The organism is Flexivirga sp., assembly GCF_051955415.1.
In the GTDB taxonomy this organism is placed as follows: Bacteria; Actinomycetota; Actinomycetes; order Actinomycetales; family Dermatophilaceae; genus Flexivirga.
Window position 1 is genome coordinate 1 of record NZ_JBQCGS010000066.1, and the last position, 24249, is coordinate 24249.

Sequence of the window (24249 nt, forward strand, 5' to 3'; positions counted from 1 at the left end):
ACTTCGTGGAGATGTTCGTCGGCGTCGGTGCCAGCCGTGTCCGGGACCTCTTCGAGAAGGCCAAGTCCAACGCCCCGGCCATCATCTTCGTCGACGAGATCGACGCGGTGGGCCGGCACCGTGGCGCCGGTCTCGGCGGCGGCCACGACGAGCGCGAGCAGACCCTCAACCAGCTGCTGGTCGAGATGGACGGCTTCGACGTCAAGACCAACGTCATCCTGATCGCCGCGACCAACCGGCCCGACATCCTCGACCCGGCGCTGCTGCGCCCGGGCCGTTTCGACCGGCAGATCGCGGTCGAGGCCCCCGACAAGGGCGGGCGCCACCCCATCCTGCAGGTGCACGCCAAGGGCAAGCCGATGGCCAAGGACATCGACCTGCTGCAGGTCGCCCGTCGTACGCCCGGTTTCTCCGGCGCCGACCTGGCCAACGTCCTCAACGAGGCCGCCCTGCTGACGGCGCGCTCCAACGCGCAGGTCATCGACAACCGCGCCCTCGACGAGGCGATCGACCGGGTCATGGCCGGCCCGCAGAAGAAGACCCGCGTGATGAGCGCCAAGGAGCGCAAGATCACGGCATACCACGAGGGCGGGCACGCCCTGGTCGCCGCGGCGCTCAACCACACCGACCCGGTCAGCAAGATCACCATCCTGCCGCGTGGCCGCGCCCTCGGTTACACGATGGTGCTGCCGGTCGACGACAAGTACTCCACGACCCGCAACGAGCTGCTGGACCAGCTGGCCTATGCGCTCGGTGGCCGTGTCGCCGAGGAGATCGTCTTCCACGACCCGAGCACCGGCGCCGCCAACGACATCGAGAAGGCGACCGGCCTGGCGCGCAAGATGGTCACCCAGTTCGGCATGAGCGAGCGGGTCGGCGCGATCAAGCTCGGCTCCGGCAACTCCGAGGTGTTCCTCGGCCGTGACATGGGCCACGAGCGCGACTACTCCGAGGAGCTCGCCGGCGTCGTCGACGAGGAGGTGCGCCGGCTGATCGAGGCCGCCCACGACGAGGCCTGGTACGCCCTCAACGACAACCGCGACATCCTGGACAACCTGGTGCTCGAGCTACTCGAGAAGGAGACGCTCAACGTGCACCAGCTGGAGGAGGTCTTCAAGGACGTGCACACGCGCCCCCGGCGCAAGGTGTGGTTGTCCAGCGACCGCCGCAACGTCAGCGACCGGCCCCCGGTGCTGACCCCGGCCGAGCGTGAGGCGCTGTCCCGCGGTGTCGACCTGGACAAGGAGGACCGGCAGCAGGCCGGTCAGGTGCATCCGCCAGAGGCGGTCGTCGAGGTGCCGGATGGCGGGTATGTCGACCCCACCGAAGATTGATCTGGAGCGAGCAGCAGCCGCGGTGCGCGAGCTGCTGCTCGCCGTCGGCGAGGACCCCGACCGGGAGGGCCTGAAGGACACCCCCGGCCGGGTCGCGCGGGCCTACGCGGAGACGTTCGCCGGGCTCTGGCAGACGCCACAGGAGGCACTGAGCCGCACCTTCGACGTCGACCACTCCGAGCTGGTCATCGTCCGCGACATCGAGGTCTACTCGACGTGCGAGCACCATCTGGTGCCGTTCCACGGCGTCGCGCACGTGGGCTACATCCCGGCGGCCGACGGCCGCGTCACCGGCCTGTCCAAGATCGCCCGGCTGGTGGACGTCTTCGCCAAGCGGCCGCAGGTGCAGGAGCGGCTGACCTCCCAGATCGCCGACGCGCTCGTCGAACACCTCCACGCCCAGGGCGTACTGGTCGTCGTGGAGTGCGAGCATCTGTGTATGTCGATGCGCGGCGTACGCAAACCAGGAGCCATGACCATCACCTCCGCGGTCCGCGGGCAGCTGACCAATGCCGCCACGCGCGCCGAGGCGATGAGCCTGATCAACGCCCAGAGCCGACGCTGATGACTGCGGCAGCGAATTCCGTGTTGCCGCACCGTCCCGCCGACCGGCCACTGGTCATGGGGGTCGTCAACGTCACCCCCGACTCCTTCTCCGACGGCGGCCGCTACTTCGACGCCGCAGCGGCGATCACGCACGGGCGCGAGCTCGTCGCGCAGGGCGCGGACATCATCGACATCGGTGGTGAGTCGACCCGTCCGGGCGCGCAGCGGCCGACGGTGCAGGAGGAGTTGGCGCGCGTCATACCCGTCGTGGAAGGGCTGGCCGAAGCCGGGGCGTGGATCTCCGTCGACACGATGCGTGCCGAGGTCGCCGAGTCCGCCGTCGCTGCGGGTGCGCGGATCATCAACGACGTGAGCGGTGGATTGGCCGACCCGCAGATGGCCGTCGTCGCCGCGCGGACCGGTGCCGGATTCGTCGTGATGCACTGGCGCGGGCACAGCCACGACATGCAGTCGCGCGCGATCTATGACGACGTCACCGCGGATGTATGCCGCGAGCTCGCCGATCAGGTCGGCGCGGCACTGGACGCCGGCGTGTCGCGGGAGCAGATCGTCATCGATCCCGGGTTGGGGTTCGCCAAGACTGCCGACCAGAACTGGGTTCTGCTGCAGCATCTTTCGGCATTCCAGCAGATGCAGCTGCCGGTGCTCGTCGGTGCGTCGCGCAAGTCGTTCCTCGCTCGGATGGGCAGCCCCGACGGTGGGCCGGTGCCCGCCGAGCAGCGCGACTTCGCGACTGCCGCGGTGTCCGTGGTGCTGGCGCAGGCGCAGGTCTGGGCCATCCGCGTGCACGACGTGCGTTCGACGTTCGCCGCGTGCGACGTCGTCACACATCTCCGCGAGGCCCGCGGATGACGGACCGGATCACCCTCACCCGGCTGGCCGTCACGACACCGCACGGTGTGCTCGCGCACGAGAAGCGTGAGCCGCAGCGGTTCTTCGTCGACATCGTGATCGAGTGCGACCTCTCCGCGGCCGGCGCCACCGACGACCTGGCCCGCACGATCAGCTATGCGGACGTCGCCCAGGACGCCGAGCGGATCCTGCTGCAGCCACCCGTCGACCTCATCGAGCACCTCGCCGAACAGATCGCCGAGTCTGTGCTCGCTCGGCCTGCCGCTGAGGCCGTCGAGGTGACCGTGCACAAACCGGATGCCCCTGCGGGAGTGGACTTCTCGCCGATCGGGCTCTCCGGTCCGGCGGTGTCGATCCGTCGTGAACAGCATCGGCCCGTGGTCATCGCGCTGGGCGCCAACCTCGGTGACCGGGTCGCGACACTGGCGTCCGCGGTGCGGGCACTCGGTCGCGTGGAGGGGCTGGAACTGATCGAGGTCAGCGGCCTTTTCGAGACCGACCCGGTCGGCGGACCGCAACAGCCGGACTACCTCAACGCGGTCGCGGTCGGGACGACGCGACTGGCGCCGTGGACGCTGCTCGACCGCTTGCACGAGATCGAGGCAGGCCGAGGACGCACCCGTGAGATCCGGTGGGGCGCCCGCACCTTGGACCTCGACCTGATCCAGGTCGGCGATCCGGCCGCGGACACCGACCTCCGTGTCGAGACCGATGCGCTCACCCTGCCGCACCCCCGTGCCCACGAGCGCGCGTTCGTGCTCGCGCCGTGGCTCGCGGCGGATCCGCAGGCCCGGCTGCGTGTCGGACCCAAGATCGTGCCGGTGGCCGGCCTCCTGCGTGCGGCGGACACTATCGGCATACGCGTCGGCCCGCAGTGGCGGCCATTGTGAACGAGTCCGGGCTCACCTGGCGGCACGCGGCCGGTGTCGGCGTCGTCGTGCTGCTGATCAGTTACGGAGTGCTGCGATGGACGACGGCGCACGGGCACGGGCTGCCGCACATGTCGTGGTTCCTGCTGGTCACGCTGGTGTTGTTGTCGTTCGCGGTGCTGTCGGCCCGCTGGGAGGTGCGCGCCTACCTGCACGGCACCTCCACCCGGCCCCCCTCCCCGCAGAAGGCCCGGCGCGCACTCGTCGCGGCGCAGGCCTGGGTGCTGGCCGGCGCCATGTTCGCCGGTTGGTTCGGGGCGTTCGCGCTGACCGAGCTGGGACGGCTGGACGCCGGCAGCGCTCTCGGCGGGATGATCCAGGCGATCGTGCTCTTCGTCGGATCGGTCCTCGCCGTCGTCGTCGGTCTGGTGGTGCAGGGTTGGTGCCGGATCCCCCAGGACAAGGACGACGACGACAACTCACCAGGCGGTTCGCTGCGTGCGTGAGGCGCACGGTGCGCTTGACTGTATGCCGTGAGCGAACCGATCCTGCCCATGCCCGCGGTCCCGCCGGGTTTCGTCACCAGCGTCCCGGACTTGCCGGACGTCCCGGACATCATCGCCTTGCTGGCCGCGCATCAGCGCGCCGCGCACGGCAGCAGCTCGGTCGACCCGGACATGGTGGCCTCGAACGTCGCCGGCGTCGGATCGTGGACGCGGCGACAGGCGCTGGTGCGTGACGCCGGCGGAGTCGCCGTCGCCTGGGTGGTCGTGCACGACCGTGCCGCCGGGCGCACCGTCGTGGAGGTCACCGCACGTCCTGCCGTTCCGGACGAGCTCGCCGCCGGGCTCCTCGACTGGGCGCGCGAGGAAGCCCGCACCATGATGAGGGTGCGTGGCCTGAGCAGCACCCAGCTGGACTCCGGTGCGTATGCCGGGGACGACCGCCAGCAGCGCTGGCTCGCCGCGGCCGGTTTCCGTCTGGCCCGGACCTGGCTGCAGATGAGCCGGCCGGTGACCGCCGAGGACGCCGCGCTGCCGGGTCCTCGGGAAGGCGTCGCCGTGCGTCGCATCGCGCTGCACGACGACGGCACCCCGGTCGCGGCGGACCTGCAGGCGGTGCACCTGGTCCTGGAGCAGTCCTTCGCCGACCACTTCAACTCCTACCGGGAGAGCTTCCCGGAGTTCGTCCAGCGGCTGCGGGAAGACCCCGGACACCGCTGGGACCACTGGTGGCTGGCCGAGGTCGAGACCGACGGACGGCTGCTGCCCGGCGGAGCCGTGGTCGGGACGATCATCCCGGCGGACGCCTCCGGTGCCCTGGGCAGCTACATCGACTACATCGGGGTCCACCGCCGGTCGCGCGGTCGCGGTGTCGCCAAGGCGTTGCTGCACACCGTGATCCGTGACGCGCTCGAATCCGGTTGCAACCGCGTCGGTCTCGAGGTCGATGCGGACTCACCGACAGGGGCCGACGGGCTCTACACCTCGCTGGGCTGGTTGACGTCATACAAGACGGAGAGCTGGCACCGTGATCTCCTCCTCGACTCCTCGCACCTCGGGTAGGCGCGGCACCACCGCTCGTCCGCCCGCCCGCGCCCCATTCACCGAGCGGACACAAACACACTCAGCGGACACGTCATTCCCGCCTTCAACCCGTCAATGACGTGTCCGCTCGATGCGTATGGTGTCCGCTCGGTGGAGAGGAGCCCGGTCAGCTTGCGTCGTGGATCAGGCCGAAGCGCGCACCGGACGGGTCCTGTATGACGGCGACGCGTCGACCACCGCCGACCTCGCGCGGCTCGTCGACGACCGAGCCGCCGGCATCGGTGACCAGCTTCATCGACGCCTCCAGGTCGTCGACATGCAGATTGGGCTGCACCGCCGTGTTGCCGGGCACCAGACCGATCTGCTGGCCGTCGACGTCGAAGCCGACGTAGTAGTCGGAGTCGGCGCTCGGTTGCACACCCAGCAATTCGATGTAGAGCGCGCGTGATGCGGCGAGGTCCTGGGTGGGGAGCAGGACGGTTCGGAAGTTGCCCATCGTGAGTTCCTCTCTTCGGCAGTGGTGGCGCACATCGGTGCGTCACTGTGATGACGAGCAGCTGCGCGCAAGTGTGACCGCGGCGGGTGCAGGTGTGATGGACTGGCGGACATGGGTGCCGGGGTGGACGATCAGACGGCCGCGTTCGAGGCGGAGCGTCCTCGGCTGGCGCGGATCGCCGAGCGTCTGCTCGGTGATCACGCGGAGGCCGAGGACGTCGTGCAGAACGCCTGGATCCGCTTGGCGCACAACGAAGTTGTGATCGACAACCTGCCGGGCTGGCTGACCACGGTCACGACGCGTCTGTGCCTGGACCGGTTGCGCAGCAAGTTGCCCGAACCCGAGGAGGACCTCGATCTCGACGAGACGGCGCCGGACCCGGTGGACGACGTCGTGCTCGCCGACTCGGTGGGTAGCGCGCTGCAGGTCGTCCTCGACCGCCTGAGCCCCTCCGAGCGTGTCGCCTTCGTGCTGCACGACAGCTTCGCGGTGGACTTCCCGACCGTCGCCACCATCCTCGGGACGTCACCCGTCGCTGCCCGCAAGCTGGCTTCTCGCGCGCGCGGCAAGGTCGCGGGTGAGGCGTCCCACGAGTCGCCGGCCGAGCGCATCGACCGCGCCGCGGTGGTCGACGCCTTCCTGTATGCCGCCAAGGGAGGTGACCTGGACACGCTGCTCGGGCTGCTGGCCCCGGATGTCGTGATCGAAGGCGCCGACTCCGCCGCGGTCGCGCTCGGCACACCACGGTTGGCCGGTCGTGCGCAAGCCGTGCAGTTGCTCAACGGCGGGGCGAAGACCGCGTTCCCGGTGTTCATCGGGGACCGTGCGGGACTTGCCTGGCTGCACCGTGGCGAGTACAAGGTCGCGTTCGACTTCACGATCGACGAGGGGCTGGTGCACCGCATCGATCTGCGGGCAGATCCGGAGCTGCTGGCGACGGTCCGCAAGCGTTGAGGTCGTAGCGGGGTGGTGGACGTGACGCCGGCCATCGACGTCGGGGCGCCGGTGACCGCCGCGGCGACCTGCACGCCGTACGATCAAGAGGCCTCGACCGAGGTGTCCTCGTCACCCCTTCTGGAGCCAACAGATGAGCAGTTCGCGCAGTGTCGCCGCCGACTTCCTCGCACAGACCACCAGCCGCCTGGAGCGCATCACCGCACTCGCCGAGAGCGGCGGACTGGACCCGGCGATCGCCCTGCTGGCCGACTCGATCGCGGACAACGGTGTCGTGCACGTCTTCGGCACCGGGCACTCCGAGGCGTTCGCGATGGAGCTCGCCGGCCGGGCCGGCGGACTCATCCCGACGAACAAGATCGCGCTGCGCGATCTGGTGCTGCGCGGGGACGAGGACCGATCGATGCTCGGCAGCAGTCTGCTCGAGCGCGACCCGCAGATCGCGCAGAAGCTGTGGGCGCTCGTGCCGGCGTCGCCGCAGGACGTCGTCGTCATCGCCTCGAACTCCGGCGTCAACGGCTCGATCGTCGGATTCGCCTTGGCCGCAAAGGAACACGGCCACCCAGTCATCGCCGTGACCAGCCTGGAGCACACCGCCGCAGTGGAGCCGAAGCACCCGAGCGGGAAGCGTCTCAGCGAGATCGCCGATGTGGTGATCGACAACCTGGCGCCATACGGAGACACGACGATGGAGGTCGACGGCAACGGCGCCGGTGCGGTCTCCTCGCTCACGGCGGCGTTCATCGCCCAGCTGCTGACCCTGGGCACCATCGAGAAGCTCGCGCAGAACGCCGAGCCCCCGGTCTACATCTCCGCCAACGTGCCCGGCGGCCACGAGCGCAACCAGAAGCTCGAGGACGTGTATGGCGACCGCCTCATCCGCGGGGCCTGAGCCACGCGTCGGTCGAGCGTCGTCCTGAGTAGCCCGCGAGGGATGAGCGGGCGTATCGAAGGGTAGTGGAGGAGCGCAGCCGGGGAACGTATCGAGACCAGCGGCCCGGTCACTTGTCGATGTCCCCGACGACGAAGAACATCGAGCCGAGGATTGCGACCATGTCCGACAGCAGATTGCCAGGCAGCAGTTCACCGAGCACCTGGATGTTGTTGAACGAGGCCGACCGCAGCTTCAGCCGCCACGGAGTCTTGTCCCCGCGTGAGACCAGGTAGTAGCCGTTGAAGCCGAGGGGGTTCTCGGTCGCCAGGTAATCGGTGCCCTCCGGCACCTAGAGCACCTTGGGCAACTTCACGTTCACCGGTCCGGCGGGCATGCTGGCGAGCTTGTCGACGCAGACCTGCGCGATGTCCAGCGACACGTGCACCTGCTCGAGCAGCACCTCCAGCCGGGCGAGGCAATCGCCTTCGGTCCGGGTGACCACCCGTCCGGGGCCGCCGGGCGCGAAGAGTTCGGCGTAGTTGAGGTAGGGCTGGTCGCGCCGCAGGTCGACGTCGACGCCGGAGGCGCGGGCGATCGGCCCGGAGATGCCGTATGCCGCAACGGTCTTCGCATCCAGCACGCCGACACCGCGAGTGCGTGCGTGCAGGATCTCGTTGCCGATCAACAGGCTTTCCAGGTCCGGGAGCCGGCCGCGCACCAGCTCGATGGTCCGGCTCACCCGGCCGAGCCAACCGGCCGGCAGGTCGTCACGTAGGCCGCCCACCCGGCCGAACATGTAGTGCATCCGTCCGCCGGAGATCTCCTCCATGACGTTCTGCAGGTCCTCCCGTTCGCGGAAGGAGTAGAAGATCGGGGTGATCGCGCCGAGCTCGAGTGGATAGGACCCGAGGAACATCAGGTGGTTGAGCACCCGATTGAGTTCGCTCAACAGGGTGCGCGTCCAGGTGGCGCGTTCGGGGACGTCCATGCCGAGCATCCGCTCGGCGATGAGCGCGACGCCGATCTCGTTGCAGAAGGCGGACAACCAGTCGTGCCGGTTGGCCAGCACCATGATCTGCCGGTAGTCGCGCACCTCGAAGAGCTTCTCGGCGCCGCGGTGCATGTAACCGACGATCGGTTCGGCGGATCTGATGCGCTCGCCGTCGAGGGTGATGCGCAGCCGCAGCACCCCGTGCGTGGCCGGGTGCTGCGGTCCGATGTTGAGCACCATGTCGGCGGTCGCGAGACCACCGGCACCTACTCCGACGGTGAGCTCGCGTTCTGGCATGCGGTCAGTCTGCCAAAGGCATCGGTCAGCGACGTCGCAGCTCGCCGAGTCGCACCAGCACGACACCTCCGACGATCAGCACACCGCCCAGCAACTGGATCAGCAGCGGCAACTGGCCGAGCAACAGCCAGGCGAAGAGCACGGAGAAGAGCACCTCGGCGAGCGCGACGAAGGACGCCACCGTCCGGCCCAATCCGCGCGCCGCGACCACGCCGGTGAGGTAGGCGAATGCCGTGGAGATGACGGCTAGCGCGATCAGCGGGATCCAGAAGGGCAGCTGTCTGCCGGTGACCGTCGCCTCCTGGGTGCTCGCGTGCATCGGGAGTATGCCGACGACACCCAGCGCGCCGAGGGAGACGGCGCCGGCCGCCATACCGGCTCCGGCGAGGGCGAGCGGGGGCAACTCGTCGTCGGCTCGCCCGGCGATGATGAAATAGCCGGCGGATCCGAGCGCAGCACCGAGGCCCCACAACACTCCGGTGAGCGACAGGTGCGCGTCGCCGAAGATGTCCAGCACCAGCATCAGCCCACCGATGCAGATCACGGTGCCCACGAGTGTGGCGACAGCGGGGCGCTGCCTGGTCCAGGCCCAGAAGCCGAGCACCAGCAGCACGGGGGAGAGGTATTCGAGCATCAGCGCGACACCGACCGACAGATGCTGCACGGCGTAGAAGTAGGCGAGCTGGCAACCGGCGACACCGGTGAGGCCGTAGAGCACGATCGGCAGCGCCTTGCGTCGCAGCAGCCCGCGACGGCCGCGCAGCGAGAAGACCGTGGGCGGTGCCAGCACCAGGGCGGCCAGGCCGATGCGTGCCGTCACCGCGGCACCCGGCGTCCAGCCGGCCTGGAGCAGTGCCGTGGCGAAGCTTCCCGACGTGCCGAACGCAGCGGCGGAGGCGAGCGCGACGCCGATGGTGCCGACGCCGGGACCGGCGGGTCGCGCGGTCGGCCCGAATCCGGCGGGAACGCCTTGGGTCGTCACGACGTCGGTGGTCACGTGAACCTCCCTGGAGCTGATCGATGGGTATGTCGGTGGTGGTGCAGCGTGCGGTGTCGCGCAGCGGATCTGCGAGTCATGAGCAATCTGATGGTTTGCCCATGACAGACACTGATCGTAGGGTGTGGTGCAGACAGGAGTCAAAATGCTTTTTGCCCATGACACGCGCGTGGCGCTGACCAGCGCCGCAACGTTGGCGAACACCGCGGTCGAGGAACCCGACCCGTTGCTGGAGCCACAGTCCTACCTGGATTTCGTGCACACCTGGGAGTGGAGTGGCCCGGTCGTCGGAGACGACGCCGAACGCGCCGCGATCCGTGCGATCCGGCCGGAGATCCGAGCGCTGTGGACCGACGACGAGACGGTCGTCGTCGAGGGGGTCAACGCCCTGTTGCGCCGGGAGTCGGCGCTGCCGCAACTGGTCCGGCACGACAATTGGGACTGGCACCTGCATGCGACGCCGGCCGATGCGCCGCTCGCTTCCCGCTGGGTGGTCGAGTTCGCGATGGCGATGGTCGACCTGGTTCGGGCGGGCGAACTCGGACGGCTGCGTCGGTGTGCGGCACCGGACTGCGAGGGTCTGCTCGTCGACCTGTCGCGCAACCGTTCCAAGCGGTATTGCGAGGCGGGCTGCGGTAATCGGCTGGCCGTTGCGGCATACCGGGCCAGACTGACCGAGGGCGCCGAGGACACCGCGAAAGGTAGCCTGCAGCCGTGAGCGATCAAGGGAACGGCCAGTGGCCGGAGCAGCCGGACCGCCAGGGTGGACAGCATCAACCGCCGGCCGAGGGGACCGGGGGGCACGGCGGGGGTCACGGCGGGGGTCACGGCGGGGGTCATCGCCTTCCGGGCGGCGCCACGGGCGGTCAGTGGACCGGTGGACAACAGCAGCCGTGGGTCACTGGTGGCCCACAGCAACCCTGGGCCACCGGTGGTCACGGGCCGCAACCGCCGCCGTGGTCGACGGGGGAGACCGGGCCCACTGTGGGTCCGACCATGAACAATCCGCAGAGTTCCTACTACGACCGCTTCTCCGCTGCGTCGGGTGAGGGCGTCAAGGTCCCTCAGCAGGGCGGTGGGGGTGGCGGCCGCGGCAAGGTGCTGTTCGGCCTGGCCGCCGCGCTCGTGCTGATCGTGGCTGCGGTGGCGATCTTCGCGTTCACCCGCGGAGACGACTCCCCGAAGCAGGCGGCCGGTTCGGGTTCCACCAGTGCGCTCCCGCCGGTGAAGGCGACGACCTGGGTGAACCCCACGTTGGGTGTGGGTGCGCGGCCGCTCAAGGCCGGCTGGCAGGCGCAACAGGCCACCGACGGCCGAGGTGCCTTCGACGTGCCGAAGAGCGACGACTGGACGCTCGATTCGACCGACACGTTGCGCGGGTACGGCGATCCGAAGACCGGCAAAACGCTCGTCATCGCCAAGGCGCCGGCCGCCTTCGCCGAGGGCTACTGCGCGCAGAAGAAGACGGCCGACATCGCCTGGCTCGGCCTGGTCAACATCGGCAAGCGCGACCCGTCGGATGCCGGGCCGGACGTGGCGCAGAAGTTCGCCGACGCCCTCGCGATCAAGGAGGACGGCTCCCACGCCCAGGAGGGCAAGCTCTCCGACCCGAAGCAGATCAAGGTCAACCAGGGCACCATCCCGGCACTGGAATACACCATCACCACCCCGGTGGGCGCACCCGACGAGTGCGACAAGGGCAAGCACTACGAGGTGCGGACGGTGACCTTCTCCTCGGGCGGCAAGTCCTACCAGTTGGTCGCGGTGCGGATCACCGACGGCCCGAAGCAGTTGTCCACCGAGACCCTCGAGGAGATCATCAGCACCTTTCGACCGAGCAATTGAGGCCTCAACCGATCCGGTCGATCGCCCACCAGAAGTCGCCCAGGCCGCCTGTCGCGGTGAGCTGCGTGTAGCCGCTGCGCTCGGCGAGCGCTCGCAGGTATGCCGGAGGGTCCGTGCTCGCCCATGCGATGTCCGGCTGCTGTGGCCGCAGCCCGAGTTGCTCGAAAATGTCGCGCTGACGCAGCAGTTCGCCGGCTCCGAGGGTGTCCATCGCCACGTGCGCGGTGATGTCGGTGCTGCCGTCGGGCAGCGGGAGGCATTGCATCCCCTGGCGGAAGCCGGTGAGCGTGCCCGACCGCGGGCGCGTGGCCCGCGTGTGGCCGTAGTCGACGACGACGAGCATGCCGCTGTGGAGCCGGTCGCGCAGCTGCCGGTAGGCCTCGTCGCGGGTGATGCCGACTTCAGCACGATCACCGTGCCTCGGGCTCGCGGGCCCATGCCGTTCCAACCACAGCAATTCCGTCTCGGGCGCCGGCCCGGCCAGGCGCTCCGCGCCGCACGGGTCCACGTCGACCTCGCGCCATACCCTGCCGTCGTACTCGACGACCGAGCACGGCACGACGTCGAGCCATTCGTGGGCGAGGACGAGGGTGTCCTGCAGTCCGCACAGGGCCGCCGGCAGGGTGCTTCCGCCGGGGGCGGTCAGCCAACCGACATCTGCGGGCAGCCCGTCCGGTCGATCGACCACGTCGACACCGGTGAACTCCCACCCGGTCTGCAGCGCCGACAACTCCCGGAGCAGCTCGCCACGACCCGCTCCGACATCGACGATCCGGCGGCACCGTGACCGCTCGGCGAGGATGCCGACGGCCCGCGCCAGCAGCCGTCCGCCGCCCGGGATGCCCTGTGCCGAGGTCGCGAAATGTCCTGCCGGGCCGACGGGCTGACGGTAGAAGCCGTCCGGGCCGTACAGCGCCTCGTGCCACGCCGAGCGCCAGGACTGCCACACCATTCCTGCACCCTAGGTGCACCGCCGGCACCGGCGTCCCCCGGTTCGTCCCGCTTCGGCCTGCGTCGACTAGCGTCGTCCGGGTGAATCAACTGGAACGTCCGACCCTGCGCGTCGGGGTCGTCGGCGCCGGCCGGGTCGGGTCGGTGCTCGGGGCGGCGTTGCGTGCCGCAGGGCACGAGATCGTCGCGGTCAGCGCCGTCAGTGACGCGTCGCGGGAGCGTGCGGCGACGCTGCTTGCCGGGGTGCCCGTGCGTGAGGTGCCGGACGTGGTGTCGGCGGCCGACGTCGTGCTGCTGGCCGTTCCGGACGACGCCATCGGGCCACTGGTCTCCGGGCTCGCCGCGCAGGGCGCCTGGGCCGGCGGACGGCTCGCGGTCCACACCAGCGGGCTGCGTGGCCTGGACGTGCTGCAGCCGGTCGTCGAAGCAGGCGGAGACGCTGTCGTGCTGCATCCGGTCATGACGTTCACCGGCGCACCCGGCGACGTCGACCGGATCGTCGGCACTCCGATCGCGGTGACCGCCTCGATGGGCGCGGATCTGGTCGCCGACGCCCTCGCGCTGGACCTCGGTGGAGAGCCGTTCCGGCTGGCCGACCAGGACCGGGCGACCTATCACGCCGCGCTGTCGCACGCCGCGAACCACCTGACCACCATCGTCGCGCAGTCCGGGCAGCTGTTGCGGGGCATCGGCGTGGACGATCCGGCCAGGTTGCTTCGACCGTTGCTCGAAGCCGCACTGGAGAACACCCTCCAGCGTGGCGACCGTGCGCTCACCGGGCCGGTCGCACGCGGTGACGTGGGCACCGTGAGCGCCCATCTGCAAGCGCTCCGGGACCAGCCCGACGACATTCGGCGTGCCTACCGGGCGCTCGCGACGGCGACGGCCGCGCGCACCGCCGCGCGGCGCGCGATGCCCGCCGAGTCCGTGCAACCCATGCTCGATCTGCTCACCACGGAAGAGGACTGAATGAACACCTCGGTGCACAACCCGGTGGCGTCCGGGCCGGTCGTCGCACACACACGGGAGGATCTGCTGCCGGCCCGCAAGTCGCTGCGTGGCACGGTCGCGACCGTCATGACGATGGGTGCCCTGCACGAAGGGCATGCCGAATTGATACGCACCGCAAAGCAATCGGCCGACCACGTCATCGTCACGATCTTCCTGAACCCTTTGCAGTTCGCGGCCGGCGAGGACTTGTCCCGTTATCCGCAGACTCTGGAGGAGGACTTGCGCATCTGTGCCCGTGAGGGTGTCGGGCTGGTCTTCGCCCCGACGCCCGACGTCGTCTACCCGCAGGGCGAGCCGGGTGTGCGGGTGTCCGCCGGCACGCTCGGCGAGGTGCTCGAAGGTGCGTCCCGCCCGGGACATTTCGACGGTGTGCTCACCGTCGTCGCGAAGCTGTTGCACCTCGTCCAGCCGGACTTCGCCTTCTACGGGCAGAAGGACGCCCAGCAACTGCTGTTGATCCGGCGCATGGTGCGCGATCTGGATTTCCCGGTCGAGGTGATCGCCGTACCCACCGTGCGCGAGGACGACGGCTTGGCGCTCAGCAGCCGCAACACCTATCTGAGTGCGGCCGATCGTGACGTGGCGCTCAGTCTTTCGCGTGCCCTGCAAGCCGGCGCACAGCAGGTCGCCGCCGGTCCGGCGGCCGTGCGGCGAGCTGCCCGGGACGTCCTGGTCCGAGAGCCGCTCGCACTCGTGGACTACCTCGTGCTCGTGCACCCGGAGTCACTGGAGCAGGTGCCCGAGTGGTACCGCGGACCGGCCCTGCTCGCGGTCGCCGCGAAGGTCGGCACGACCCGGTTGATCGACAACATGCCGCTCGAGATCGGTCCCGGCGCGGACGTCGAGTAGCAGAAAACCGACGTGTCGTGTTTCGGCTAGTCATTGTTGTTGACGCGGAGCAGACTGGACCGCATGATCACCGACCAGCAGACCTGTATGACGGCCGTGCGGTCCCGCGACGCCCGGTTCGACGGCTGGTTCGTGACAGGAGTGCGCACGACCGGCATCTACTGCCGCCCCAGTTGCCCGGCAACGCCGCCGAAGGCACGCAACATCACCTTCTACCCCAGCGCAGCTGCGGCCCAGGCCCATGGATTCCGCGCCTGCAAACGCTGCCGACCCGACGCCAGTCCCGGATCCCCGGAGTGGAACGCACGGGCCGACCTCGTCGCGCGGGCGATGCGGCTGATCGCCGACGGGGTCGTCGACCGGGAGGGCATCGACGGCCTCTCCCGACGGCTCGGTTACAGCACGCGACAGATCGAGCGGCAGGTCCGAGCCGAGCTCGGTGCGTCGCCCCTGGCGCTCGCCCGGGCACAGCGCGCGCAGACGGCGCGGGTGTTGATCGAGACCACCACGCTGCCGCTGACCCAGGTCGCACATGCGGCCGGGTTCGGCAGCATCCGGTCGTTCAACGACACCGTGCGAGCGGTCTTCGCCATGGCGCCTCGTCAACTTCGCTCGCACTCGAGAGTCGCCGTGGAGCAGGTCCAGACACGTAGCGCCTGGCACCACCTGCCGTTGCGGCTGCCCTACCGTCGGCCGCTCCGCTTCGACAACCTCTTCGGGCACCTGGTCGCGACCGCGGTGCCGGGTGTGGAGGAGTGGCGTCAGGACACCTACCGGCGGACGTTGCGGTTGCCGCACGGCCCGGCTGTCGTGGCGCTGCGACCGGAGGACGGGTATGTCGCCGCTCGTGTCTGGTTGCACGATCTGGCCGACCTGCCGGTCGCGATCAGCCGCTGCCGCTGGTTGCTCGACCTGGACGCGGACCCGCAGGCGATCGACGCCCACCTGTCGGCAGATCCGGTGCTCGGGCCGCTGGTGGCCGCCGCACCGGGACGGCGCGTGCCGCGCACGGTCGACGGCGCCGAACTGGCGCTGCGGCTGGTGATCGGCCAGCAGATCTCGACCCGGGCCGCTCGCACCCACGCGGCCCGTCTGGTGGCGGCCCACGGCGAGCGGATCGACGACCCGGACGGCGGGCTGACGGCGGTCTTCCCGGATGCTGCCGCAGTCGCCGGCGCGTCCGACGGCACCCTGGCGATGCCACAGAGCCGGCGGCTCACCCTGCGCGGGCTGGCCACTGCGTTGGCCGACGGGAACATCGACGTGTCGGCCAGCGCCGACTGGACGAGCGCGCGACAGGATCTGCTGGCATTACCGGGCATCGGGCCGTGGACCGTCGAGGGTGTCGCGATGCGGGCGTTCGGGGATCCCGATGCCTTCCCGGCGACGGACCTGGGTGTCCGGCAGGCGATGGCACGACTCGGACTGCCGGACCAGGGACGCGCGGCCCAGGACGCCTCGTCGCCCTGGCGCCCCTGGCGTGCCTACGCCGTACAACACTTGTGGGCCAGCGGCCCGCACGAGATCAACCAGCTTCCCGAGCAGGCAAGGAGCCACGGATGAGCAAGCACAGATTCACGGTCGTGGAGCCGACTCCGATCGGTCCGGTCTCCGTCGTCGCCGACGGTGACGAGATCGTCGGCGTCTACATGGAGGTGCACAAGCACGGGGCCGATCCGTCCGAATACGGCGAGCGGGCCGATGAGGACCCGCTGCTGGTCCAGGCGGTCCGGCAGCTGAGCGAGTACTTCGCCGGGCGACGCACCGAATTCGACCTGCCGCTGCGGCCGCAGGGCACCGACTTCCAGCAACGGGTATGGCGCGCACTGTGCGACATACCGTTCGGGCAGACGTGGAGCTACGGCGAGCTGGCGCAGCACATCGGCAGCCCCACGGCGAGCCGCGCGGTCGGTCTCGCGAACGGCCGCAACCCGATCTCCATCGTCATCCCGTGCCACCGGGTGATCGGGGCGAACGGCAGCATGACGGGCTACGGCGGCGGCATCGAGCGCAAGCGGTGGTTGCTCGCGCATGAATCCGGTCGTGACGCGCAGGCGCTGTTCTAGGCGCCCCCGTCGGGTATGCCGCGAGGAGGGGCGGCGTACCGGACTCTGCCCTGGGGAGACTTTGGTGCGGGTGGCTGGGTGTGTGGCGTACCGGACTCTGCCCTGGGGAGACTTTGGTACGGGTGGCTGGGTGTGTGGCGTACCGGACTCTGCCCTGGGGAGACTTTGGTACGGGTGGCCGGGTGGCAGCGTACCGATCCCTGCCCTGGGGAGACTTTGGTACGGGTGGCCGAGTCGCGTCGGGGCACCAGGCGACGACACCTACCATGGTGGGGTGTGGCCATATATCGCGACTCTGATCCCGTCGATCGGGTTGCTCTACCTGCTCTACGTGATCCTCAAGCACATGATGGAGGCCGACCGCCGCGAGCGCATTGCGCACGCGCAGTGGGAGCGTGCGGAAGCCGCGGATCGCGCCTCGGGGCCGGAAAGTCCCGACGAGACGAAGTGACCTGCGCGGCCGCAATAGGCCGCCCGGAAAACAAAGAATGTCACGCTGCAATTAATACAACTGCTGCGCAGAGCGCTGTGTTAGCGTTGGTTTTCGAAATCTTCGAAAACCCCCCCCGGTAGGAGTACGACGTATGGCTCAGCGTGTGCAGATTCTGCTCGAGGACGACCTGGACGGGTCGGAGGCGAGCGAGACCGTCAATTTCTCGCTGGACGGCAAGTCCTACGAGATCGATCTCTCCGCCGCGAATTCCGCCCAGTTGCGCGACGACTTCGCCAAGTGGATCGGTCACGCGCGTGCGGTTCGCGGCCGGACACGGGTCGCCGCGCCCACGCGTTCGGCCGGCCGCACCGATCTGAACAAGGTCCGTGACTGGGGCCGCAAGAATGGCTTCAAGGTCAGCGACCGTGGCCGCGTCTCGGCCGAGGTCCAAGAGGCATACGCCCGGGCCAACGGCTGAGTCTTTCCTGGGAGAAACTTCCGGCAAGAACGCCATCCGGTGCGCATTGTGCGCACCGGATGGCGTTCTTCGTGTGTGGCACCGACCCGAAACTCCACCGGCCACCGATCGGAAAGGCGCCAGGACGTCAGTCAGTCGCCGGCGAGCCCGTCGGCGAACAAGTTACCGTGCACGGCCAGCCTTTCCAGCACATCGTCATACAATATTTGTCGCAGGCTGTCCGGGTGTTCAGCGCCTCTTTCAATCTCTTCCCAGGTGCGGGGTGCGGCGACGGTCGGCCGGTCCTTACCGCGCAGCGAATAGGGAGCGATCGTCGTCTTCGCGGCGGTGTTCTGTGACCAGTCCAGCAACACCTTTCCGGGCCGCTTGGACTTGGTCATCTTCCACACCACCAGATCCGGGTGCTCGCGGGTGAGCTCCTGCGCCAGCTCGCGTGCCGCATCCCGCACCTCCTCGCTGCTGCGGCCGCCACCGCTGCCGCCGTCGAGGGCGGCATACAGCTGCATGCCCTTGCTGCCGGACGTCACCGGGACACAGCGGGTCAGGCCGATGCGGGCCAGTCGGTCGCGGACGATGAGCGCCAGCCGGGCGCACTCGGGCAGACCGGCTGGTGCGCCCGGATCCAGATCGACCACCAGGCGATCCGGTGCGGTCGGCCGGTCGTCCCGCAGCCGCCACTGCGGGACATGGAATTCCAGCGACGCCAGATTGACCAGGTAGACCAGCTCGGCCAGATCGGTGACGACCGGATAGGTGATCCGGTCACCGGTGCTCCGTGACCCCGACGAGGGGAGGGTGACGCGGGACAACCACGCGGGAGCCCCCGGTGGCAGGTTCTTCTCGAAGAACGACAGGTCGGCCACGCCGTGCGGCCACCGGATCCGCGTGACCGGCCGCTGCGCCAGCACGCTCAGCAACGGTCCGGCGACCTGGGTGTAGTAATGCAGGACCTCGCCCTTGGTGGTTTCCGTGCCGGGGTAGATGAGCTTGTCCAGATTGCCGATCTTGAGCCGCCGGCCGCCCACCTCGGCGATGATCTGCCCGTCAGCCATCGGCTCCCACCCCACGAAGTTCTCGCCCGCTTCGCTGCTCCGATACTTCGCGGGGACCCCCGGTTTCCGCCCGCGGAGGTTTCACCGAGACTCCGTCTCGGTCGCCGCGAGTTCGGCGGGGGTCAGGTCGGCGCGGATGCCGCGCCAGCGCGGCTGGCGCAGCTGACCGCCGTCGGAGATGCCGAGGAACTCCACGTCCGCGACGAGTTCGGGGTGCACCCAACGGATGCCGCCCCGTCCCGGTTCGACCGGTGGATCCTGCTCGAACGGCGAATGATCGGCGGCGAGCTCGCGCAAGCGGGTGAGCAGGCCGACACCACGGGTGCCGGCGAGGCCCGAGCCCACCCGTCCGCGATAGAGCAGCGGACCCTCGGGCGTCGGCGTCGCCAGGTAGACCGAGCCGAGCGCGAGGTCGTTGTCCCGCTCGGGCAGCCAGCCGCAGATCACGAAGGAGTCGGTGCGGCGGTGCACGATCTTGCGCCAGTCGGGGCTGCGCCGTCCCGGTCGGTATGGCGAACCGGCCCGCTTGGACACCACGCCTTCCAGGTGTTGCGCGGCTGTCGCCTCGGCCAGTTGCGCGCCATCGGTGAAGGTCGGTGGCACCTGGATCCGGGCACTGGCCAGCTGCAGCCCCTCCAGCAGTTGCCGCCGCTGACGCAGCGGCATGGCCAGAGTGGGTCGTTGCATCGCCTGCAGCACGTCGAAGACGAGGAACGTCGCGGGCGCGGCCGCGCCCAGCCGGGCGGCCATGGCCGCGTCGGACACGTTGAAACGCTCCGCCAGGGCCGCGAAGGACGGCACGCCGTCGGCCAGGATCACCACCTCGCCGTCGAGGAGCAGGTCGTCATACCCGTGCAGCCCGGCGTCCGGGGCGACGAGTTCGGGGAAGGCGACGGTGACGTCCCGCTCGGTGCGCGAGGTGAGGCGCACCGACGCTCCCGACACGTGTGCCAGCACGCGCATACCGTCCCACTTGACCTCGTGCAGCCAGTCCTCGCCCTCCGGCACGGTGTCCGCGGGTGTGGCGAGCATGGGGCGCATGCAGCCATCTTGCCCCGAACCGCCGGACGGCATGCCACCAGCTGCGGTGATCGGCGACGCGGTGCTCGCTTGATGTCTGTCACACCGACACAGCACAATCGACCTGTGCGTGCTATCTGGAAGGGTGCCGTCTCGTTCGGCCTGGTCAATGTCCCGGTGCGGCTCTACTCCGCCACCGAGAACCACGACGTGCAGTTCCGCCAGGTGCACCGTGAGGACGGTGGACGCATCAAATACCAGCGGGTCTGCTCGATCGACGGCGAGCAGGTGTCCTACGACGACATCGCCAAGGGATACGAGACCGACGACGGCCAGATGGTCGTGTTGACCGACGACGACCTCGCGGAGCTGCCGGTCAGCAACACCAAGGAGATCGCGGTCGACAAGTTCGTGCCGAGTGCGCAGATCGATCCGCTGCTGTTGGACAAGAGCTACTACCTCGAACCCGACAAGGGGTCGGCCAAGCCCTACGTCCTGCTGCGCGACGCGCTGCAGGCCACCGATCGGGTCGCGCTCGTCACGGTGTCGATCCGCACCCGCTCGACCGTGGCGCTGCTGCGGGTGCGTGATGAGGTCATCGTGCTGCAGACGATGCTGTGGCCGGACGAGATCCGCAGTGCCGACTTCGGTGTGCTGGACGACGCCAAGGAGGTCGAGCCCAAGTCCGCCGAGCTGGCGATGGCCGGGATGCTGGTGGATTCGCTGTCCGGCGACTACGACCCCGACGACTATCACGACGACTACGAGCAGGCGGTCAAGGAGGTCGTGCGCGCCAAGCTGGAGGGCAACGAGGTCACACCACTGCCGGAGCGGGAGGACGAGGGCGGCGAGGTCCTGGACCTGCTCGCCGCGCTGCAGCAGAGCGTCAACCGGGCCAAGAAGTCCCGTGGCGAGCCGGTCGACGAGCAGGACGCGCCGGCCGGCGACCAGCACGCTGCGCAGGACAGCGCGAAGCCCGCGAAGAAGGCTGCGAAGAAATCCGCGGCCAAGAAATCGACGGCAAAGAAATCGACGGCCACGAAATCGACGGCCACGAAGACCGCAGCCAAGAAATCGGCAGCGAAGAAGAAGTCGACCTCCACGTCGGCGGCGAAGAAGCCGGCCAAGAAACCGGCCAAGAAGGCCGGCTGACGGGTGCAACGCCCATATTTGGTTCGTGGCCCAGCACGCCGATGTGTTCGGCCGTCATGCGGGGATGTTATCCACACGGGGAGACCCGGTCTTGTTCGCTCTGCGCGAACAAGGCGCCGGACGGCCGCGGGACGGAACATGCTGGCGGCTGCCGGCGTTGTCCGCCACAAGACGTGCTGCACTCTGTGCCCGGTCCGTGGTTGACCGCGGGCCCGATCAGTTGCTGCGGTTAGCATCGATGGTAGCGAGCTACCCGAGGAGTTAATGATGTTCGAACGGTTCACCGACCGCGCCCGGCGAGTTGTGGTGCTCGCTCAAGAAGAGGCGCGCATGCTCAACCACAACTACATCGGCACCGAACACATCCTGCTCGGCCTGATCCACGAGGGCGAAGGTGTGGCCGCGAAGGCGCTGGAGAGCCTCGGCATCTCCCTGGACGCGGTGCGCGAGCAGGTCCAGGAGATCATCGGCCCCAGCCAGCAGACCCAGTCCGGCCACATCCCGTTCACTCCGCGCGCCAAGAAGGTGCTCGAGCTGTCCCTGCGCGAGGGCCTGCAGCTGGGCCACAGCTACATCGGCACCGAGCACATCCTGCTCGGCCTCATCCGCGAGGGTGAGGGCGTCGCCGCCCAGGTGCTGGTCAAGATGGGCGCCGACCTGTCCCGCGTGCGCCAGCAGGTCATCCAGCTCGTCTCGGGCTACCAGGGCAAGGAGCCGCAGGGCGCCGGCGTCGGGCAGGGCAGCCAGGAGAGCGGCACCCCGGCCGGCTCGCTGGTGCTCGACCAGTTCGGCCGCAACCTGACGCAGGCCGCCCGCGAGGGCAAGCTCGACCCGGTCATCCAGCGTGACAAGGAGATCGAGCGGGTCATGCAGGTGCTGTCCCGGCGCACCAAGAACAACCCCGTTCTCATCGGCGAGCCGGGCGTCGGCAAGACCGCCGTCGTCGAGGGCCTGGCCCAGGACATCGTCCGCGGGGAGGTGCCCGAGACCCTGAAGGACAAGCAGCTCTACACGCTCGACCTGGGTTCGCTGGTCGCCGGCAGCCGTTACCGAGGCGACTTCGAGGAGCGGTTGCGCAAGGTTCTCAAAGAGATCCGCACCCGCGGCGACATCATCTTGTTCATCGACGAGATCCACACCCTGGTCGGTGCGGGTGCCGCCGAGGGCGCGATCGACGCCGCGTCGATCCTGAAGCCGATGCTGGCCCGTGGCGAGCTGCAGACCATCGGTGCCACGACGCTCGACGAATACCGCAAGCACATCGAGAAGGACGCCGCGCTGGAGCGCCGCTTCCAGCCGATCCAGGTGCAGGAGCCGACGATCCCGCACGCGATCGAGATCCTGAAGGGTCTGCGCGACCGCTACGAGGCGCACCACCGGGTGACGATCACCGATGCGGCGTTGGTCGGTGCGGTCAACATGGCCGACCGCTACATCAACGACCGGCACCTGCCGGACAAGGCGATCGACCTGATCGACGAGGCGGGCGCCCGGTTGCGCATCCGCCGGATGACCGCTCCGCCGGACCTGCGCGAGTTCGACGAGAAGATCTCGCACGTGCGCCGCGAGAAGGAGTCGGCGATCGACGGGCAGGACTTCGAGAAGGCCGCCTCGTTGCGTGACGACGAGAAGAAGCTGATCCAGGCCAAGGAGCAGCGGGAGAAGGAGTGGAAGGCCGGCGACATCGACGTCGTCGCGGAGGTCGACGAGGAGTTGATCGCCGAGGTGCTGGCCGCTTCGACCGGCATCCCGGTGTTCAAGCTGACCGAGGAGGAGTCCAGCCGACTGCTGCGGATGGAGGACGAGCTGCACAAGCGCATCGTCGGCAACGACGACGCGATCAAGGGTCTGTCGCAGGCGATCCGGCGCACCCGCGCCGGCCTGAAGGACCCGCGGCGTCCCGGCGGTTCGTTCATCTTCGCCGGTCCGACCGGTGTCGGTAAGACCGAGCTCGCCAAGGCACTCGCGGAGTTCCTCTTCGGCGACGACGACTCGCTGATCACGCTGGACATGTCGGAGTTCTCCGAGAAGCACACCGTGTCGCGGCTGTTCGGTTCGCCTCCTGGTTACGTCGGTTACGAAGAGGGTGGACAGCTGACCGAGAAGGTCCGCCGCAAGCCGTTCTCGGTGGTGTTGTTCGACGAGGTCGAGAAGGCCCACCCGGACATCTTCAACTCGCTGCTGCAGATCCTGGAGGACGGCCGGCTGACCGACTCCCAGGGCCGCGTGGTCGACTTCAAGAACACCGTGATCATCATGACCACCAACCTCGGCACGCGTGACATCGCCAAGGGCGTCTCGCTGGGCTTCGCGTCCGGCAACGACAGCTCCACCGGTTACGAGAAGATGAAGGCCAAGGTCCAGGACGAGCTCAAGCAGCACTTCCGGCCCGAGTTCCTCAACCGTGTCGACGACACGATCGTCTTCCCGCAGCTGACGCAGGAGGAGATCGTGCAGATCGTCGACCTGCGGATCGCGGACCTCGACGAGCGTCTGAAGGACAAGGACATGGCGATCGAGCTCACGTCCGCAGCCAAGAAGCTGCTGGCCGAGCGCGGTTACGACCCGGCACTGGGCGCCCGTCCGCTGCGTCGCGCCATCCAGCGCGAGGTCGAGGACGTGCTGTCCGAGAAGATCCTCTACGGCGAGATCGGCGCCGGCGAGATCGTGCTGGTCGACGTCGAGGGCGAGGGCCGGGATGCGAAGTTCACCTTCGCCGGCAGCCCGAAGCCGCAGGCCCCGGACGGGCTCACCGTCGAGACCGCCGGCGGCATCGATCTCGGCAAGGACTAACACGTCGCGGGCCGCGGTGCCCGCATCGTGACCGGCAAGGGCCGGGCGGATTCTTTCGGCCCGGCCCTTGCCGCTGTGCGTTTCCGGCAACGGTCGCTGGTTGTGGACGCGGAGCGCACTCGTCGTTGGCGGGGCGGGCACGCCCTGCCGGCATCACCTGCGGAAAGATGGGCGCATGACACTGCGCGACCCGGCCCTGCACCTCCGTCCGGCCCAGGCGACGGACGTGCGCGGGATCCGCGAGCTGACCAAGCCGTATGTCGAGTCGCGCGCCATCGTGCCCAAGCCGGCGGTCGCCTACTACGAGGGCGTGCAGGAGTTCCTCGTCGTCGGCCGCGCGGACCGGCTGGTCGGGTGCGGCGCGCTGCACGTGATGTGGGAGGACGTGGCCGAGGTCCGCACCCTGGCCGTGGCCGCCGAGGAGAAGGGGCAGGGCATCGGCAGCACGTTGCTCACCGCCCTGCTGGACCGGGCGCGCGAGCTCGGCGTCCGACGGGTTTTCTGCCTGACCTTCGAGGTGGGGTTCTTCACCGCGCACGGGTTCGAGCAGATCGACGGTGAACCCGTCGAGCCGGATGTCTACGCCGAGATGCTCCAGTCGTATGACGAGGGCGTGGCGGAATTCCTCGATCTCGACCGGGTCAAGCCCAACACCCTGGGCAACCACCGGATGCTCCTGACCCTCTGAACGCTGCCGGAACGACCCGGCTCGCGCCCTGCGGTGCCGCGCCGGCGGCCGGATGCAGATCGACCCGGCGCGCGCCGCACACCGCGCACCGGACGTAGAGCACCGTGCCGAGCGAGGTGGCATGCCGCGACTC

Annotated in this window: 24 protein-coding genes and 1 pseudogene; 19 read left to right on the plus strand and 6 right to left on the minus strand. The window is 69.1% G+C overall.

The annotated features are described in order from the left end of the window. The 6 genes from ftsH to ACTHL4_RS11065 all read left to right on the plus strand — a co-directional run. The coding region (gene ftsH, locus ACTHL4_RS11040) for an ATP-dependent zinc metalloprotease FtsH (RefSeq protein WP_440282815.1) at positions 1 to 1334 on the plus strand (1334 nt) is incomplete at its 5' end. Continuing rightward, entirely contained in the window at positions 1303 to 1899 is a 597-nt protein-coding gene (gene folE / locus ACTHL4_RS11045) for a GTP cyclohydrolase I FolE (RefSeq protein WP_440282816.1), read from the plus strand. The genes ftsH and folE, both read left to right, overlap by 32 nt. Beyond that, positions 1899 to 2753, plus strand: coding sequence for a dihydropteroate synthase (gene folP, locus ACTHL4_RS11050; protein ID WP_440282817.1), 855 nt, complete (start codon positions 1899 to 1901; stop codon positions 2751 to 2753). The genes folE and folP overlap by 1 nt, the downstream gene beginning before the upstream one ends. After that, positions 2750 to 3643 (plus strand): 2-amino-4-hydroxy-6-hydroxymethyldihydropteridine diphosphokinase, encoded by an 894-nt coding sequence (gene folK / locus ACTHL4_RS11055; RefSeq protein ID WP_440282818.1) that lies wholly within the window; start codon positions 2750 to 2752, stop codon positions 3641 to 3643. The genes folP and folK overlap by 4 nt, the downstream gene beginning before the upstream one ends. Next, positions 3628 to 4128, plus strand: coding sequence for a DUF3180 domain-containing protein (locus ACTHL4_RS11060; RefSeq protein WP_440282819.1), 501 nt, complete (start codon positions 3628 to 3630; stop codon positions 4126 to 4128). The genes folK and ACTHL4_RS11060 overlap by 16 nt, the downstream gene beginning before the upstream one ends. A 27-nt stretch (positions 4129 to 4155) precedes the next feature. Next, a complete protein-coding gene (locus ACTHL4_RS11065; RefSeq protein WP_440282820.1) occupies positions 4156 to 5187 on the plus strand; it encodes a GNAT family N-acetyltransferase in 1032 nt (343 codons plus the stop codon). Positions 5188 to 5335: 148 nt separating this feature from the next. Here the strand turns inward: ACTHL4_RS11065 and ACTHL4_RS11070 are convergent, their stop codons facing one another. Continuing rightward, positions 5336 to 5665: a VOC family protein gene (locus ACTHL4_RS11070; RefSeq protein ID WP_440282821.1), complete on the minus strand. Its 330-nt coding sequence runs from the start codon at positions 5663 to 5665 to the stop codon at positions 5336 to 5338. 111 nt (positions 5666 to 5776) lie between these two features. On the opposite strand from ACTHL4_RS11070, the gene ACTHL4_RS11075 reads away from it, so the two are divergent. Both ACTHL4_RS11075 and ACTHL4_RS11080 read left to right on the plus strand, forming a co-directional pair. Beyond that, positions 5777 to 6619 (plus strand): sigma-70 family RNA polymerase sigma factor, encoded by an 843-nt coding sequence (locus ACTHL4_RS11075; protein ID WP_440282822.1) that lies wholly within the window; start codon positions 5777 to 5779, stop codon positions 6617 to 6619. A gap of 133 nt (positions 6620 to 6752) precedes the next feature. Then, positions 6753 to 7511 (plus strand): sugar isomerase domain-containing protein, encoded by a 759-nt coding sequence (locus ACTHL4_RS11080; RefSeq protein WP_440282823.1) that lies wholly within the window; start codon positions 6753 to 6755, stop codon positions 7509 to 7511. A gap of 109 nt (positions 7512 to 7620) precedes the next feature. Here ACTHL4_RS11080 and ACTHL4_RS11085 read toward each other — a convergent pair. Together ACTHL4_RS11085 and ACTHL4_RS11090 are read right to left on the minus strand one after the other, a co-directional pair. Further along, positions 7621 to 8781 (minus strand): annotated as a pseudogene (locus tag ACTHL4_RS11085) (NADH-quinone oxidoreductase subunit D). 25 nt (positions 8782 to 8806) lie between these two features. Then, positions 8807 to 9778, minus strand: coding sequence for an EamA family transporter (locus ACTHL4_RS11090; protein ID WP_440282824.1), 972 nt, complete (start codon positions 9776 to 9778; stop codon positions 8807 to 8809). Between the two features lie 145 nt (positions 9779 to 9923). Between ACTHL4_RS11090 and ACTHL4_RS11095 the strand changes: the two genes are divergently transcribed. Then, positions 9924 to 10496: a CGNR zinc finger domain-containing protein gene (locus tag ACTHL4_RS11095; RefSeq protein ID WP_440282825.1), complete on the plus strand. Its 573-nt coding sequence runs from the start codon at positions 9924 to 9926 to the stop codon at positions 10494 to 10496. Between the two features lie 278 nt (positions 10497 to 10774). Beyond that, entirely contained in the window at positions 10775 to 11623 is an 849-nt protein-coding gene (locus ACTHL4_RS11100; RefSeq protein WP_440282826.1) for a hypothetical protein, read from the plus strand. A gap of 4 nt (positions 11624 to 11627) precedes the next feature. Here the strand turns inward: ACTHL4_RS11100 and ACTHL4_RS11105 are convergent, their stop codons facing one another. Then, entirely contained in the window at positions 11628 to 12575 is a 948-nt protein-coding gene (locus tag ACTHL4_RS11105; RefSeq protein WP_440282827.1) for an SAM-dependent methyltransferase, read from the minus strand. Between the two features lie 80 nt (positions 12576 to 12655). On the opposite strand from ACTHL4_RS11105, the gene ACTHL4_RS11110 reads away from it, so the two are divergent. The 6 genes from ACTHL4_RS11110 (at position 12656) to ACTHL4_RS11135 (ending at position 17411) form a co-directional block, all read left to right on the plus strand. Further along, positions 12656 to 13543, plus strand: coding sequence for a Rossmann-like and DUF2520 domain-containing protein (locus ACTHL4_RS11110; protein ID WP_440282828.1), 888 nt, complete (start codon positions 12656 to 12658; stop codon positions 13541 to 13543). Beyond that, the gene (panC, locus tag ACTHL4_RS11115; protein WP_440282829.1) at positions 13544 to 14434 is read left to right on the plus strand and encodes a pantoate--beta-alanine ligase; all 891 of its coding nucleotides are present in this window, start codon (positions 13544 to 13546) and stop codon (positions 14432 to 14434) included. Positions 14435 to 14497: 63 nt separating this feature from the next. Next, positions 14498 to 15997, plus strand: a complete 1500-nt coding sequence (locus tag ACTHL4_RS11120; RefSeq protein ID WP_440282830.1) for an AlkA N-terminal domain-containing protein — start codon at positions 14498 to 14500, stop codon at positions 15995 to 15997. Beyond that, positions 15994 to 16500, plus strand: a complete 507-nt coding sequence (locus ACTHL4_RS11125) for a methylated-DNA--[protein]-cysteine S-methyltransferase (protein ID WP_440282831.1) — start codon at positions 15994 to 15996, stop codon at positions 16498 to 16500. The genes ACTHL4_RS11120 and ACTHL4_RS11125 overlap by 4 nt, the downstream gene beginning before the upstream one ends. Positions 16501 to 16774: 274 nt before the next feature. Next, positions 16775 to 16951: a hypothetical protein gene (locus ACTHL4_RS11130; protein WP_440282832.1), complete on the plus strand. Its 177-nt coding sequence runs from the start codon at positions 16775 to 16777 to the stop codon at positions 16949 to 16951. 133 nt (positions 16952 to 17084) lie between these two features. Beyond that, the gene (locus ACTHL4_RS11135) at positions 17085 to 17411 is read left to right on the plus strand and encodes a histone-like nucleoid-structuring protein Lsr2 (protein ID WP_440282833.1); all 327 of its coding nucleotides are present in this window, start codon (positions 17085 to 17087) and stop codon (positions 17409 to 17411) included. Positions 17412 to 17542: 131 nt separating this feature from the next. On the opposite strand, the gene ligD (ACTHL4_RS11140) is transcribed toward ACTHL4_RS11135, so the two are convergent. Continuing rightward, positions 17543 to 18463 carry a non-homologous end-joining DNA ligase gene (ligD, locus tag ACTHL4_RS11140; protein ID WP_440282834.1) on the minus strand — a complete coding sequence of 307 codons (921 nt, stop codon included), beginning with the start codon at positions 18461 to 18463 and terminating at the stop codon, positions 17543 to 17545. An 81-nt stretch (positions 18464 to 18544) separates the two neighbouring features. Beyond that, the gene (gene ligD / locus ACTHL4_RS11145) at positions 18545 to 19504 is read right to left on the minus strand and encodes a non-homologous end-joining DNA ligase (protein WP_440282835.1); all 960 of its coding nucleotides are present in this window, start codon (positions 19502 to 19504) and stop codon (positions 18545 to 18547) included. A 105-nt stretch (positions 19505 to 19609) separates the two neighbouring features. Here ligD (ACTHL4_RS11145) and ku point away from each other — a divergent pair, with 105 nt between their 5' ends. The 3 genes from ku (at position 19610) to ACTHL4_RS11160 (ending at position 24116) form a co-directional block, all read left to right on the plus strand. Further along, positions 19610 to 20635 carry a non-homologous end joining protein Ku gene (gene ku, locus ACTHL4_RS11150; RefSeq protein WP_440282836.1) on the plus strand — a complete coding sequence of 342 codons (1026 nt, stop codon included), beginning with the start codon at positions 19610 to 19612 and terminating at the stop codon, positions 20633 to 20635. A gap of 267 nt (positions 20636 to 20902) precedes the next feature. Then, a complete protein-coding gene (locus ACTHL4_RS11155) occupies positions 20903 to 23428 on the plus strand; it encodes an ATP-dependent Clp protease ATP-binding subunit (RefSeq protein ID WP_440282837.1) in 2526 nt (841 codons plus the stop codon). 175 nt (positions 23429 to 23603) lie between these two features. Continuing rightward, complete coding sequence (locus ACTHL4_RS11160) at positions 23604 to 24116, plus strand: amino-acid N-acetyltransferase (protein WP_440282838.1); 513 nt, start codon at positions 23604 to 23606, stop codon at positions 24114 to 24116. The last annotated feature ends 133 nt before the right edge of the window (positions 24117 to 24249 follow it).